Raw genomic sequence first — 14,324 nt, forward strand, 5'->3', positions numbered from 1 at the left:
AATAAAAATAAAAGAAATTCATATTATATGAAAGCACATACTTTAGAGACACAATCAACCATTTCACCAGATAAAGCCTTACAATTTTTAAAAGAGGGAAACCAGCGTTTTGTTAATAACCTGAAAATGAACAGAAACCTGCTGGAGCAAGTAAATGATACCAGAGAAGGCCAGTTTCCTTTCGCAGTAATATTAAGTTGTATTGACAGCAGAACCTCTTCCGAATTAATATTTGATCAGGGTTTGGGTGATATTTTCAGCGTTAGAATCGCCGGAAATTTCAGCAACGAAGATATTTTAGGTTCTATAGAATATGCCTGTAAAATTGCAGGTTCAAAATTGGTTTTAGTGCTCGGACATTCTAAATGTGGCGCCTTGAAAGGTGCTTTAGATGCCGAAAAGATCGGACCTTTGGGTATAGACTATCTCACAAAACTGGTGAATAATTTTGATTCCAGTATTCAGGAGATCATCAAAGAAGGCGAAAAAAAATGCTCTACCAATGATGATTTGCTTAACAGGTTAACCTTTAAAAATATCGACAATACGATTAGCAACATCCGGAAAAAAAGCTCCACGCTGAAAAAGATGGAAGAGGATGAAGAAATTATCATCGCCGGCGCTCATTACGACGTCGATACAGGCGAAGTAACCTGGAATTAGAATATAGTAGAAAAGGCGAATTATCTTCGCCTTTTTTTTATTATTATTTCCCGTTAAACGTCGTCATTGCATTTTGAATTCCAGCAAAAACAAATGACAGACAAGCCTTAGCAGACTTCTCGATTCTTTCGGCAAGTTTTTCTTGTTCTTCCACCGTCCATTTTCCCAAAACGTAATCAATCTGTTTCCCTTCGCTGAATTCTGCAGAAATGCCAAATCTCAACCTTGGGTAATTTTGGGTTTGAAGTTGCTCCTGAATACTTTTGAGGCCGTTGTGTCCGGCGTCAGAACCTTTCATTTTCATTCGTAAAGTTCCGAAGGGTAGAGACAGATCATCGGTTACGATCATTAAATTTTCTAAAGGGATATTTTCTTTCTGAAGCCAGAACTTTACGGCATTACCGGAAAGATTCATATAGGTATCTGGTTTCAGAATAAACACTTTTCTGCCTTTATATTTACCTTCGGCGAGCAATCCGAAGTTAGATGATTTAAAGGAAGCTTCAATAGTTTCCGCGATTTTCTCCGCAACTTTAAACCCGACATTATGCCGGGTTTCAGTATATTCTTCGCCTTTATTTCCGAGCCCTACGATTAGGTATTTCATAAATAAATTTTATTGGTATTCGTATGTTATAGTTCCCTGGGTAGACGTTGCACTTTTCGGATAGCCATCCTTGTCGTACTCGTATACATAAGTAACATCTTGCGATGTTCCTCCCGCCGTAGTTGAAGCGGTTCTATAGTTGTTCACCGAAAGTCCCTGAATTGAATTTGTTCCACTTAACAAATGTGCTGCCGCAATATTTAACTCCCGTGGTAATGTCGCCAAAGGGTTTTTTGCGGCATCATAATTACTGAATTTCACGTCTAAAACAATGGGTGGAATGCCAACCGGCAGAGGTGAAATGGTTGTCATTGTCATTTTCCAGGAAGCGATATTATTTCCTTGAAACAAAATATCACTTACCTGTTTAAATAAGTCTACGTAAGTATCAGGATTCTCTGGATCTTTCTGCTGGATGGATGTTTCAATTTTTTTAAGTACTGTTCCGTTATAGGTAAAAGTGGTTTTGTTTTTAGAGATTTCTTCACCACCAGATTCCATTTTTCCTGCAGTATTAATCAACTTATTATTGTTATCATAGATTAAATCTGTAGTTGTCGTAATGATGTTTGAACCATCGGTCTCCGTCATCAACATTGTAGAGATCTTATCCTTATCGTACGTTAAATCAAGGTCTCTTTGATCTTCGTTTTCATTAATGCTCACGCTTTTCAACAACCCATTTTCGTAATTGTAAATAAAAGTAGACATATTCCCCTCCTTATCGGTGGCCGTCATTTTCTTTAACAGTTTGGAAACACCAGTTGTTCCGCCGCCTGTTTCTGGGTTTTGGTTCACACCGAAAAGCAAATCGCCATTTTCGTCACGGCCTGGTTCACAAGAGAACAGAATAACCAAACTGAAAACAAAACTTAGAAAACTTATAATTTTTTTCATTATTTAAAAACGTTTTAGCAAAAGTACATTTTTTTTAGAAAATTAAGCGTTCATGCTATTTCGCTAAAATCCGCTCCAAAACAGCATTCACCTCATCTACATTTTGCACATTCTCTTTACGCATCATTAACTGTGTTCCTTCTTTATTTGATTTCTCTTTTAAAGTCGCATCTTTCGGATTTTTAGATAAGTAAGAAATGATATTCCTGAACTTTTCACTTTGATAAAATTTGTCCTGCGGATTTGGTGGGAAATAACCGAGGAAAATTCCGTTCTTCACCACAATTTTATCAAACCCAATGTCAGCCGCAATCCACTTTAATTCAACAGATTTCAAAAGATTAATCGCTTCAGAAGGCAGTGCTCCAAAACGGTCTACCAATTCACTTTCTAATTTCTGCAGATCTTCTTTATTTTCGATCTCTGCTAATTTCTGATAGAGAGACAAACGCTCTTCAATACTTTGAACGTAAGAATCTGGTAACATCAATTCTAAATCGGTATCGATATTGACTTCCTTCGTTGATTTAAAGAGTTTCTTACGGTCTTCTTCATTGTCAAATAAATCTTCGAATTCTGCATCATTCTGCAATTCTTCCAAAGCTTCCTGCATAATTTTCTGATAGGTGTCAAAGCCCATTTCATTAATGAAACCACTTTGCTCTCCACCCAACAGATCTCCTGCACCACGAATCTCCAGATCTTTCATGGCAATCTGGAAACCACTTCCCAAGTCAGAAAACTGCTCAATGGCTTCCAATCTCTTACGTGCATCCGGCGTCACCATATCAAAGGGCGGCGTGATCAAATAACAAAAAGCCTTACGGTTGCTGCGACCCACACGACCACGCATCTGGTGAATGTCTGCCATGCCGAAACGCTGGGCATCATTGATAAAAATGGTATTTGCATTCGGAACATCTACTCCACTTTCAATAATCGTAGTAGAGACTAAAACATCATATTTCCCCTCCATGAAATCAAGAACGTTTCGTTCGAGTTGTTTACCCTCCATTTGCCCGTGACCTGTAATCACTTTAGCATCAGGAACTAAGCGTTGAATTAAACCGGCAATATCTTTCAGATTTTCAATTCTGTTATTAATGAAATAAACCTGACCGTCCCGTTGAATTTCGTATGAAATCGCATCCCGAATTACTTCTTCATTAAAGCCAACAATAGACGTTTCTACCGGCTGTCTGTTTGGCGGTGGTGTTTTGATGACGGATAAATCCCGCGCTGCCATTAGGGAAAACTGCAAAGTTCTAGGAATCGGTGTAGCAGTCAAGGTTAACGTATCAACGTTACTTTTCATTGTTTTCAGTTTATCTTTTACTGATACGCCGAACTTATGCTCTTCATCAATAATTAATAAACCTAAGTCTTTAAATTTCACCGAACTGCCAACCAACTGGTGCGTTCCGATGACAATATCAATTTTTCCAGATTTTAACCCTTCTAAAGTTTCTGCTTTCTGTTTGGCAGACCGAAATCTGTTCATGTAAGAAATTGTCACCGGAAAATCCTTCAACCTTTCCGTGAAACTTCGGTAATGCTGAAAAGCCAAAATCGTGGTCGGCACTAAAATCGCCACCTGTTTTCCATCGGTTGCGGCTTTAAAAGCAGCACGAATTGCAATCTCCGTTTTCCCGAAACCTACATCACCACAAATCAGACGATCCATGACGGTATCGTTTTCCATGTCTGTTTTTACATCAACCGTTGCTCTTTCCTGATCAGGTGTATCTTCGTAAATAAAGCTGGCTTCCAGTTCATTTTGAAGATAAGAATCCGGCGTAAAGGCAAAACCTTTTGCTGTTTTCCGTTCTGCATACAGACGGATGAGATCAAAAGCAATGAGTTTTACTTTGGCTTTTGTTTTTTGCTTTAATGATTTCCAGGCGGGTGAACCGAGTTTCGACAGCACGATTTCTTTACCGTCGGGTCCGTTGTATTTTGAGATTTTATTTAAGGAATGAATGCTGACATAAAGCAAATCCCCATTTTTATACACGAGTTTAAAACATTCCTGAATTTTACCGTTGTTATTCACTTTCACCAACCCCATGAATTTTCCGATGCCGTGATCAATGTGTGCAATATAATCGCCCACTTTCATCTGCATTAAATCTTTCAGCGTGATCTGTTCCGACTTAGCAAAAGAATTTTTGGCTTTAAATCTTTGGTAACGGTCAAAAATCTGGTGATCGGTATAGACCGAAATTTTATGTTCAAAATCTACAAAGCCTTCGTGAAGTTCGGATCTGAAAGATTTAAAAGGAACATTTTTTTCTAAAGATTCAAAAATAGATTCCAGTCTTTCTTTCTGTTTTTCGGTCGAGAAGGAAATCCAGGTTTCAAAACCCTGATTTTGTTTTTCCTCCAGATCTTCCTGCAACATTTCAAACTTCTTGTGAAAGCTTGGTTGCGGCGACTGTTTCAATTCGATAACGGTTGCGTCGCTGCCCTTTACTTCCTGCAACGTAAAATCAATCCATCCAAATTTATTGATTTCCTTTATAAAATCCTCATCAGAAATAAAAAGCTCTTCCGGCGTTTGATGTCTGATTTCGGTCCCTAATTTCGCGAAATTCTCTTCTGCTTTTTCATAGAAATTTTTAATATAAGAAAGTCCCGAAAAAGCATTTTTCGTGATCACCACTAAATCTTTAGGTGCCAAATCAAATAACGAAACTTTCTTCCCGATTACCGAAAAATTCATGTTTGAAACGAGCTGGAATTCTTTAATTTTTTCTTTAGAAAGCTGGGTTTCAATATCAAATGTTTTTATGCTTTCTACTTCATTACCGAAAAAAGTAATTCGGTAAGGCTCTTCATTTGAGTAGGAGAAAACATCAACAATCCCTCCACGTACCGAGAATTCTCCGGGTTCTGAGACAAAATCGGTGTGATTAAAATTAAACTGATGCAGCAATTCCTCGGTGAAATTAAAATCAAGTTGATCTCCTGTTTTTATGGTATGTGAAATGGCTTGAAAATCGTCTTTCTTCATCACCTTTTCTGCCAGTGACGAAAAAGGCGCAACCATTACCCGTGGTTTTTTATCGTTGTGAATGCGGTTCAGAACTTCAGTTCTCAAGACCAGGTTTGCATTTTGTGTCTTTTCAATTTGATAAGGCTCCAAATGGGTGGGTGGAAAATAGAGCACATTTTCTTTGCCTAACAAATCTTCCAGTTCATCGGTAACGTACAACGCATCTTCTTTATCATCGGTCAGGAAAAGGAGCGATTTCTTTTTAATAAGAAACAGTTCCGCCGCAAACACGGCAGGCGAAGAACCTGCAGAAGACTTTACCGCAAGATGTTTGTTCTCGTCTAAATGGGTGAATAATTCTTTCCCAAATCCCAACTGAAGAAGTTGAGGAAGAAAAGTATCGCTAATATTTTTTAACTGCATATAAATTCTGACGGTCTGTCTATTAATAAGGTCGTATACAAACGGAAAAAGCGATTTCGGGATGATTCCGAAATCGTGTGAAAGTGCAAATTTAAGAATTATTTGCGACTCTACTTTTCCACCCAATATTCCGCTTATTTTAATCTATTGTTTTAAAATTTCTTAAAAAGTAATAATAAAAGCCAAATTAAATAGGATGTGCGTTCCTCGGCATAAAGTTTGAAAAAGACTAAAACCTAAACTTAAAAATAAAAATTTATGAAATCAACGACTTTAAAAAAGACTACGCTAAGAAATGCCCTTAAATTTTTCGGACTTTTTGTTCTGGTATTTTCTCTATTTGCAGTTTCATCTTGTAGAAGTGATGATGATCCTGTAGACAACGACTTTTTTGCCGGAACTTACAATGGAAGTATTTCCTACAATGATGGTTCATCAACCATTTCCAAAGATAATGGAAGTGTGTTTGTAACTAAAATTGCAAGCGGAACAAAATACAACTTCCGATTTTCTGATGGAATTCCAGATCTAAATGGTGTTGAATTTAAAAAAGAAGGCGACAATATTTTGGTAATGGTAGGCGGAACGGCTACTTCTTATATCAGAATTGATAACAACGAATTGAAAATTCTGTACTTTGCAGATGGTAAAACATGGACTGCAAACTGTACCAGATAAATTTTTCATGTCTAAATAAAAAAGCTGCTTCATTATTTGAAGCAGCTTTTTTTTACTAAAAGGATCGTAAAAACTGGTGTTAAAGTTTGGTTAAAATGAACCCTCAAGAATTTACAATAACTCTATTTGTTTAATTTTACGGCGTTGAATAACAACACGCTACTATTAAAATTGTAATAAGATGAAAAAATTATTATCAGCACTATCTTTGGTTTTAGGCCTTGGACTTGCAACTGCACAACAGATTACTCCACAAAAATCCACAAATGCGGTTCCAGCCAAATCAGTACAGATGCAACCGGCGAAGAAAACAGGTGAGGCAAAAACTTTATCAGTGGCAAAATCACCGGCTTCAAATTCTGCAGTGAAATTGAAAAAAGACGGAACGCCTGATAAAAGGTACAAAGCAAATCAAAAATTAAAAAAAGACGGCACCCCAGACAAACGATATAAAGAAAACAAATAAATTTCTGTCGCAATTCAATAACCTTTCAGTACGTTCGAAAGGTTTTTTTATTATCTTTAAAAATTATGATGAAAAAATTACTGGTTCTTACGACTTGCCTGTTCCTCCTCTTTTTTATGAGTTGTACATCTGAAAACCGAGATAATGCGCGCGCTTATGTCGAAGGTACAATCACCGGAAATGAAATTGACTTTAGCGAAGTTAAAGTCGTCATCAGAAGCGATTCGAAAAACGTGGCCGAAACCATTCCGGATATAAATGGACAATTCAAATTATCCGGTCCTCTTTTATCGGATTCTTTTTCCCTTGTGCTTTCGAAGAAAATAAAAACTTTTTCTGCGTCAAAAGAAGGATGTTCACTTTCCACTGATTCATTGGAGATAACGATTCCGATTGGCACGACCTACATTACTTTTAACGAGATTAATTTGGAATGATGAGAATTTTAGTCCTCCCATTTATTGTTTTTTCAACTGTATTTTTCGCGCAAAAAAAGAAAAATAAACTTGACGTGGTTTCTAATATCGAAACAAGAGTTATCGTGATGAAACCTCTTGGAAATAATTATTTGGCAAAATTAGTGTCACCTTTCTACGGTTTCGGATTTGGTGGAAATTTAATGACTCCGCTGAATTTTGGGGTTGGAGTAGATTACAATGTTCTCTTTTCTAATGTGAAATACGGTGAACAGAGTTTGTATGGTAATATTGGTTCGCCCACCATTACGAACATCGATTTATACTTCACTCATCGGCATGTGGTTTCGGAAGATTTTTCGATTGAAGAAATGGCTGGTTTCAGTTATTACCGTCAAACCAATTTATTGATCGATGCGAAAAATAAAAAGATAAAAGACAACGCAACCGGTTTCAATTTGGGAGGAAAAGCCCTGTACACTTTAGACCGCGAAGGTTACCAGCAGGTTTTCGTCTCTGGAAAAGTGAATTTCTATTTTAATAATGTGTACAACGAAAACCCAGAAATTAAAAAGTTTTATAACCGCTCTACTTTTCTCAGTTTAAATTTAGGTTACCGCTATAATTTTTAAAAAATCTAAAAAGGTTCTTTTTCGTTAACCTCTTGTTTCTTCATTTATAAAATGATTTAAATTTGCATATGCTAAATTTCATAAAGAAAAATATCGCCTTGCTTTGGGCAAAAAAGCATGTTAAAGGAACCCAATCCTTTAAACAAAATGCAGTAAAAGACCAGGAGCAACTTTTACTTTCACTTTTAAAAACTGCAGAAAAAACTTTATTTGGACGCACTTATCAGTTTGAAGAACTCAAAACAATAGAGGATTTTCAAACAAAAGTACCCGTTTCAGATTACGAAGATTTAAAGCCCTATATCGAAAAGATAAAAAAAGGTCAGCGGGATATTCTCTGGACCGACACTCCGGAATATTTTGCAAAGACTTCCGGTACGACTTCCGGCTCAAAATATATTCCCATTTCTAAGGAAGGAATGCCTTACCAAATTGCCGCCGCTCAAAGCGCACTCTTTCATTATATCACGCAAAAAAACAATGCTGATTTTGTAAATGGTAAAATGATTTTTTTACAGGGAAGTCCGGAACTGGAAGATCTGTATGGTATCAAAACAGGACGACTCTCTGGAATTGTGGCGCATCACATTCCGTCTTATTTACAGAAAAACCGCCTGCCGAGTTTAGAAACCAACCTCATCGAAGACTGGGAAACGAAAGTAGATGCCATTGTAAAGGAAACTGAAAAAGAAAACATGACACTGATCTCCGGAATCCCACCGTGGTTGATTATGTATTTTGAGAAGTTAATTGAAAGAAATGGTAAAAAAATCACCGAACTTTTTCCCAATCTTCAGCTGATTATTACGGGAGGCGTCAACTTCGAACCGTATCGCGAAAAGATGAATGAACTACTGGGAAAACCGGTTGATACCTTGCAAACCTTTCCGGCGAGTGAAGGTTTTTTCGCCTTTCAAGACGATTTTGAAAAAGACGGTTTATTGCTCTTGACCAATCACGGAATCTTTTATGAATTTATTCCGCTTGAAGAATATGGAAAACCAAATCCCCGAAGATTAACGTTAAAAAATATTGAACTTCATAGAGATTACGCTTTAATATTGACTACAAACTCTGGATTGTGGGCTTATTCCATTGGTGACGTGGTGCGTTTTATTTCCAAAAACCCTTATAGAATTTTAGTTTCAGGCAGAACAAAACATTTTACTTCGGCTTTTGGGGAACATGTCATTGCTTTTGAAGTGGAGGAAGCACTAAAAGCAACAGTAGAAAAATATCCCGCGCAGATCACAGAATTTCATTTGGCACCACAAGTAAATCCTGCAGAAGGATTGCCGTATCATGAATGGTTTATCGAGTTTGAAAAAGAGCCCGAAAGTTTAGAAGATTTTAGAAATAATCTGGATGAAGAAATGCGGAAAAGAAATTCCTATTATGATGACCTCATCTCCGGGAAAATTTTGCAGCCTTTGATTATCACCAGTTTAAATAAAAATGCATTTCAGGATTATGCAAAATCCCAAGGAAAATTGGGCGGACAAAATAAAATCCCAAGATTAGCGAACGATCGGAAGATAGGTGATTTCTTAATTAATTTTAAAAAGTAATTTTAATTCGAAACCACTTTCAATCCAACCACCGAAGCGATCAGAGTAAACACAAAAAACATCCGCCAGAATGTTGCAGGTTCATTAAATATAAAAATTCCCATAAAAACAGCGCCAACAGCACCAATTCCCGTCCACACTGCATAAGCGGTCCCAATCGGAATTGGACTTGTCCCGACAGATATTGCTTTGTACAACAAAAACATACTTAGAAATAAGGAAATCACGAATCCTGCCCACCAGAAATAACTTTCTCTGCCCGTGGTTTCCTGTGCTTTTCCAAGACAAGTTGCGAAACCGGTTTCAAATAAACCGCCAATAATAAGTAAAATCCAATTCATTTTTCAAAGATAATTTTTTTCTGACTTCAAAACCTCATCGAGATAAAAAGTAAGAGCTTAAAATTTATTAATGATGAATCAAGATCATTAATGTAATAGTAATACAATTCAACATCAAAAACCTCTACCAAAATCTCAAAGAAAACTCCAAAAATAAACTGATAAATTCTTGCAAAAAAAATAAGAATTCCAACAAAATTCATGGATGATTTTTCCTTGCGAAAATTTACTTTTGCAGAATGATTTCTCTGCAACCCATTCAAACCCTAAAAATACCCGAATTTCGAAACCTTATGACCGGCCGGTTTTTTCTGGTTTTATCCTTTCGAATGTTGGCTACCTTAATGGGTTGGTGGATTTATCAGTTAACCAAAGATCCTTTTGCCATCGGTTTAATTGGTTTATCAGAAGTCATTCCCGCCGTCTCCACGGCATTATATGCGGGTCATGTGATCGATAATTCTGAAAAGAAAAGACTTTTGCTCATTTGTAATTATGCTTACGTATTTCTGATCGGCCTGCTCGCAATACCGGCATTTTTTGGTCATCAGCTACTGCACTTCAGCAATCTTCAGATTTCCTATTTTATTTACGCCGTCATTTTCTTCACCGGATTTTGTCGGGCTTTTATAGGTCCAATTATCCCTTCCATGATTCCAAAAATTGTATCCCGGGATCAACTTCCCAATGCCATCACTTTAAATCAGGCGACATTTCTTACCGCTTCGGTTTCCGGTCACGCGTTGGGAGGATTTCTGATTCACTGGATTGATATTTCCGGAACCATTCTGGTGATTGTAGGATTAATGATTTTTTCCTCTATCTTTTTCTGGTTTCTGAATAAACACCCGTCGGAAAACACCGATAAGACAATTGGAGTGGTACAAAGCATGCGCGAAGGGCTCGCCTATATTTACAAAACGAAAGAAATATTAGGTGCACTCTGTCTCGATATGTTCGCCGTACTTTTTGGTGGCGCCGTTGCCATGATCCCCGTTTTCGCAACCGACATTTTAAAAGTTGGCTCAGAAGGATTCGGTCTGCTAAATGCCGCGTCAGATATTGGTTCTATGTGTATTATAGCATTTCTCGCCTTTGTCCCTTTAAAGAAAAATCAAGGAAAAATTCTTTTACTTGCCGTTGCTGGATTTGGGTTGTGCATCATCGGTTTCGGCCTCTCAGAACTTTATTGGTTTTCCTTTTTCCTCTTGGTCGCAAGTGGAATGCTGGATGGAATTTCAGTTGTTATTCGCGGCACCATCGTTCAGTTGAAAACACCCGATCATATTCGGGGCAGAGTCTTGAGTGTGAATTCAATCTTCATTATGTCCAGCAACGAAATGGGACAGTTTGAAAGTGGTGTTGCAGCCAAACTTTTAGGCGTCGTGAGATCGGTAGTATTTGGTGGTACTATGACCGTTTTGATTGCACTCTTAGTCGGAAGTACCGTTCCAAAACTTCGCAAAATGAACTATTAATTTTTTAGGAGCATCACAATTTCAGCTTCTTTCAAATACCGTCCGGCTTTCCATTACAATCTTTTTTGCCCTACCTTTGTCCCACGCAAAAAAAAGGATTTTCATTACAATCCGGGCTATAAGGAAAACCGGGCATTAAGTCGACTTACCAACAGACAAAACACCTGAAAACCAAAAACTTAACCCAAAAACCACGCTAAATGTTGGTTAAATATTTAGAACAAAAACTTAAAAAAACTATCTTTGTGACATGACACAAAAGGACACTTTATCATCTCTTATACACGGTAATTTCGCCAAGGAGCTTTCAATCTCCGACGGCAAAATGCCACCCAATGCAGTAGAATTCGAAAAACTCGTCATCGGAACTTTTCTTATCGATAAAAAAGGACTCGATTATTCCATTGATCTTTTAACAGCAGACGTTTTTTACGATCCCAGACATCAGGAGATTTTCCGAGCTATAGTTCGTTTGTTTGAAGGAAACCATCCGGTTGATTTAATGACCGTAATTCAGGAATTAAAAAAAACAGATAAACTTGCTTTGGCAGGTGGCGATCATTATATCATTGATTTAACGATGGGTGTTTCGTCCAGTGCACACATAGAATATCACGTTCGTGTCATCTTGGAAAAATTTATTCTAAGAAGTTTAATTAATGTTTCTGCCAACGTAATCGACAGTTCTTACAAAGAATCGACAGATGTATTCGAATTGCTGGATAAATCTGAACAGGCATTTTTCGAAATCACAAACGGAACCATTAAAAAAGGTTTTGATACGGCAAATACTTTGGTAAAACAAGCCATCGACACCATTAAAGCTTTAAAAGATAAAGAAGGAATCTCCGGGATTCCTTCTGGATTTAGAGATATCGACAAAGAAACTGGAGGCTGGCAGAATTCAGATCTAATTATCATAGCGGCGCGTCCGGCGATGGGTAAAACGGCCTTTCTACTTTCTATGGCGAGAAATATTGCGGTAGAACATAATATTCCCATGGCATTATTCTCCCTGGAGATGGCCTCTGTACAGTTAATTACAAGAATGATTGCCTCAGAAACAGGAATTTCTTCCGAGAAACTGAGAAAAGGACAAATGACCGATGAAGAGTGGCAACGATTGTTCTCCAATGTTTCTGCTTTAGAAAATGCGCCTTTATATATCGATGAAACACCTTCCCTTTCGGTCTTTGACTTCCGCGCAAAATGCCGACGTTTGGTGATGCAACATGGTGTAAAAATCATCATGGTCGATTATCTTCAGCTGATGACGGCAAACAATGGAAAAGGTGGCGCAGGAAACCGTGAGCAGGAAATTGCAATGATTTCCCGTTCTTTGAAAGCGATTGCAAAAGAATTAAACGTACCTGTAATTGCACTTTCTCAGCTATCCAGAAGTGTGGAAACCAGACCTGGAAAAAGACCGATGCTTTCTGATCTACGGGAATCCGGAGCGATTGAGCAGGATGCCGATATCGTTTCCTTTATTTTCCGCCCGGAATATTATAAAATTGCAACTTGGGACAACGATGAAGATGGTGGTGAATCGTCAACCGAAAATCAAGCGGAATTAATTATTGCGAAACACCGAAATGGTGCAACTGCCGATGTTAGAATGTCTTTCTATAAAAATATTGCGAAATTTGCCGACCTCGACTTGTTTGGAAATCAATATGGATCGGGTGCCGGATATCAGTCTTCTAATTTTGGACAACTTGATAATCCTAGTGGTTTTGATAAAATAAAAACAACCATTGATCCGGGAGCGGCTTTTGATCTGCCGAGCAAACAAAACCTCTCAGGCTCTTCTATGAATGACCTGGATGATGATGATGATTTTCAATTTTAGGAATGAGTCTTAAGATAGAAATTTATACTGATGGTGCCTGTAGTGGAAACCCCGGAAGAGGCGGTTACGGAATCGTCATGAAAGTTCCCGAAAAAAATTACGAAAAGCGCTATGCGCAAGGTTTCCGTCTCACCACCAACAACCGCATGGAATTATTGGCGGTAATTACCGCATTAGAGAAACTTAAATCAACCGAAAACGACATCCATATTTACACGGACAGCAAATATGTTTCAGACGCAATTAACCAAAAATGGATTTTCGGCTGGATCAAAAAAGGTTTTAAAAATGTGAAAAATCCGGATCTGTGGAAAAGAATGGTTCCTTTACTTAAAATGCATCAAACCACTTTTCATTGGGTAAAAGGCCACGCCGGACATATCGAAAATGAAATCTGTGATCAACTTGCTGTCAAAGCAGCGCAAACTGAACCCTTGCTCGTTGACGAGTTTTTTGAAAACCAACAAAACGGAGGCCTATTCTAACAGCACATTTCTTTGTGCTGAAATTTCTTTTCGTTCAACAGTCAATTTACAATCTTCAACCAAATTTGCTGTGAATGGATTTTTTAAACTGAGGATGTTTTAAAATCATCTTTAGAAATGAATCATTGACGTTAACGGTCAACATTCCTTAATTGCGCACAAAACTTCCGGCTCATTTATTTATCTTTGTTAGATGAATTACCTTGAAGCCCTGAACAAAAGATATTCGGTGAAGAAATTTGATGCTGAAAAAACGGTGTCACCAGATGCACTTTATCACATTCTCGAAGCAGCAAGACTTTCCGCAAGTTCGCTAGGTTTACAACCTTATAAGTTGATTATAGTTCAAAGTCCGGAAATGAAAGAAAAACTCATTCCGGCATTTTACAATCCATCGCAAATTTCAACCTGTTCTCATTTAATCGCCATCGTTTCTAAAAACAATATTGAACCTCAATATATTGGGAGTTACTTCAATTATATTTCAGAAACCCGCGAAATTTCTTTAGAAAGCTTAAATCCCTTTAAACAAAGCATCAGCAACCATATTGAGAGATTAACTGCAGATGAGATGATAAGTTGGGCCGACAAACAGTGCTATATCGTGCTGGGAAATTTGATGTTCGCCGCAGCCTTAGAAAACGTAGACACTTGTCCGATGGAAGGTTTTAAACAACAGGAAATTGATAAAATTTTAGACCTTGACACCACGAAAGAAAAAGTAGCTGTGACTTTAGCGATTGGTTATCGATCTGAAGAAGATGAATTCCAAAAATTGAAAAAAGTGAGGAAACCTAGTGAGAAAATGTTTAAATTTATTTAA

The 14,324-nt window shown here is 37.6% G+C and carries 14 protein-coding genes; 10 read left to right on the forward strand and 4 right to left on the reverse strand.

The annotated features are described in order from the left end of the window. Positions 1 to 27 precede the first annotated feature (27 nt). Positions 28 to 663, forward strand: coding sequence for a carbonic anhydrase (locus EIB73_RS09230; protein WP_125024739.1), 636 nt, complete (start codon positions 28 to 30; stop codon positions 661 to 663). 43 nt (positions 664 to 706) lie between these two features. Here the strand turns inward: EIB73_RS09230 and pth are convergent, their stop codons facing one another. Genes pth through mfd form a run of 3 tightly spaced genes read right to left on the reverse strand, consistent with a single transcriptional unit; the run spans position 707 to position 5,585 of the window. After that, complete coding sequence (gene pth / locus EIB73_RS09235) at positions 707 to 1,270, reverse strand: aminoacyl-tRNA hydrolase (RefSeq protein WP_125024741.1); 564 nt, start codon at positions 1,268 to 1,270, stop codon at positions 707 to 709. A 9-nt stretch (positions 1,271 to 1,279) separates the two neighbouring features. Continuing rightward, the gene (locus EIB73_RS09240) at positions 1,280 to 2,167 is read right to left on the reverse strand and encodes a hypothetical protein (protein WP_125024743.1); all 888 of its coding nucleotides are present in this window, start codon (positions 2,165 to 2,167) and stop codon (positions 1,280 to 1,282) included. Positions 2,168 to 2,222: 55 nt separating this feature from the next. After that, a complete protein-coding gene (gene mfd, locus EIB73_RS09245) occupies positions 2,223 to 5,585 on the reverse strand; it encodes a transcription-repair coupling factor (RefSeq protein ID WP_125026090.1) in 3,363 nt (1,120 codons plus the stop codon). 258 nt (positions 5,586 to 5,843) lie between these two features. On the opposite strand from mfd, the gene EIB73_RS09250 reads away from it, so the two are divergent. The 5 genes from EIB73_RS09250 (at position 5,844) to EIB73_RS09270 (ending at position 9,345) form a co-directional block, all read left to right on the forward strand. Then, the gene (locus EIB73_RS09250; protein ID WP_185144615.1) at positions 5,844 to 6,263 is read left to right on the forward strand and encodes a hypothetical protein; all 420 of its coding nucleotides are present in this window, start codon (positions 5,844 to 5,846) and stop codon (positions 6,261 to 6,263) included. 181 nt (positions 6,264 to 6,444) lie between these two features. Beyond that, positions 6,445 to 6,729, forward strand: a complete 285-nt coding sequence (locus EIB73_RS09255) for a hypothetical protein (RefSeq protein ID WP_125024745.1) — start codon at positions 6,445 to 6,447, stop codon at positions 6,727 to 6,729. Between the two features lie 65 nt (positions 6,730 to 6,794). Next, positions 6,795 to 7,166 carry a hypothetical protein gene (locus tag EIB73_RS09260; RefSeq protein ID WP_125024747.1) on the forward strand — a complete coding sequence of 124 codons (372 nt, stop codon included), beginning with the start codon at positions 6,795 to 6,797 and terminating at the stop codon, positions 7,164 to 7,166. Continuing rightward, positions 7,163 to 7,777 (forward strand): hypothetical protein, encoded by a 615-nt coding sequence (locus EIB73_RS09265; RefSeq protein WP_125024749.1) that lies wholly within the window; start codon positions 7,163 to 7,165, stop codon positions 7,775 to 7,777. Before EIB73_RS09260 ends, EIB73_RS09265 begins: the two co-directional genes overlap by 4 nt. Before the next feature lie 68 nt (positions 7,778 to 7,845). Next, the gene (locus EIB73_RS09270) at positions 7,846 to 9,345 is read left to right on the forward strand and encodes a GH3 auxin-responsive promoter family protein (protein WP_125024751.1); all 1,500 of its coding nucleotides are present in this window, start codon (positions 7,846 to 7,848) and stop codon (positions 9,343 to 9,345) included. A gap of 2 nt (positions 9,346 to 9,347) precedes the next feature. On the opposite strand, the gene EIB73_RS09275 is transcribed toward EIB73_RS09270, so the two are convergent. Beyond that, positions 9,348 to 9,686 (reverse strand): DMT family transporter, encoded by a 339-nt coding sequence (locus EIB73_RS09275; RefSeq protein ID WP_125024753.1) that lies wholly within the window; start codon positions 9,684 to 9,686, stop codon positions 9,348 to 9,350. 239 nt (positions 9,687 to 9,925) lie between these two features. Here EIB73_RS09275 and EIB73_RS09280 point away from each other — a divergent pair, with 239 nt between their 5' ends. From EIB73_RS09280 to EIB73_RS09295, 4 genes are all read left to right on the forward strand, one after another. Further along, a complete protein-coding gene (locus EIB73_RS09280) occupies positions 9,926 to 11,164 on the forward strand; it encodes an MFS transporter (protein ID WP_125024755.1) in 1,239 nt (412 codons plus the stop codon). A gap of 250 nt (positions 11,165 to 11,414) precedes the next feature. After that, complete coding sequence (gene dnaB / locus EIB73_RS09285) at positions 11,415 to 13,016, forward strand: replicative DNA helicase (RefSeq protein ID WP_125024757.1); 1,602 nt, start codon at positions 11,415 to 11,417, stop codon at positions 13,014 to 13,016. 2 nt (positions 13,017 to 13,018) lie between these two features. After that, a complete protein-coding gene (gene rnhA / locus EIB73_RS09290; protein WP_125024759.1) occupies positions 13,019 to 13,501 on the forward strand; it encodes a ribonuclease HI in 483 nt (160 codons plus the stop codon). Positions 13,502 to 13,694: 193 nt separating this feature from the next. Then, entirely contained in the window at positions 13,695 to 14,324 is a 630-nt protein-coding gene (locus EIB73_RS09295) for an NAD(P)H-dependent oxidoreductase (protein ID WP_125024761.1), read from the forward strand.

The organism is Kaistella carnis (assembly GCF_003860585.1).
GTDB lineage: Bacteria > Bacteroidota > Bacteroidia > Flavobacteriales > Weeksellaceae > Kaistella > Kaistella carnis.

Coding starts and splice junctions, on each gene's coding strand:
- EIB73_RS09230 (WP_125024739.1), top strand. CDS start 28: ATGAAAGCACATACTTTAGAGACACAATCAACCATTTCACCAGATAAA.
- pth (WP_125024741.1), bottom strand. CDS start 1,270: ATGAAATACCTAATCGTAGGGCTCGGAAATAAAGGCGAAGAATATACT.
- EIB73_RS09240 (WP_125024743.1), bottom strand. CDS start 2,167: ATGAAAAAAATTATAAGTTTTCTAAGTTTTGTTTTCAGTTTGGTTATT.
- mfd (WP_125026090.1), bottom strand. CDS start 5,585: ATGCAGTTAAAAAATATTAGCGATACTTTTCTTCCTCAACTTCTTCAG.
- EIB73_RS09250 (WP_185144615.1), top strand. CDS start 5,844: ATGAAATCAACGACTTTAAAAAAGACTACGCTAAGAAATGCCCTTAAA.
- EIB73_RS09255 (WP_125024745.1), top strand. CDS start 6,445: ATGAAAAAATTATTATCAGCACTATCTTTGGTTTTAGGCCTTGGACTT.
- EIB73_RS09260 (WP_125024747.1), top strand. CDS start 6,795: ATGATGAAAAAATTACTGGTTCTTACGACTTGCCTGTTCCTCCTCTTT.
- EIB73_RS09265 (WP_125024749.1), top strand. CDS start 7,163: ATGATGAGAATTTTAGTCCTCCCATTTATTGTTTTTTCAACTGTATTT.
- EIB73_RS09270 (WP_125024751.1), top strand. CDS start 7,846: ATGCTAAATTTCATAAAGAAAAATATCGCCTTGCTTTGGGCAAAAAAG.
- EIB73_RS09275 (WP_125024753.1), bottom strand. CDS start 9,686: ATGAATTGGATTTTACTTATTATTGGCGGTTTATTTGAAACCGGTTTC.
- EIB73_RS09280 (WP_125024755.1), top strand. CDS start 9,926: ATGATTTCTCTGCAACCCATTCAAACCCTAAAAATACCCGAATTTCGA.
- dnaB (WP_125024757.1), top strand. CDS start 11,415: ATGACACAAAAGGACACTTTATCATCTCTTATACACGGTAATTTCGCC.
- rnhA (WP_125024759.1), top strand. CDS start 13,019: ATGAGTCTTAAGATAGAAATTTATACTGATGGTGCCTGTAGTGGAAAC.
- EIB73_RS09295 (WP_125024761.1), top strand. CDS start 13,695: ATGAATTACCTTGAAGCCCTGAACAAAAGATATTCGGTGAAGAAATTT.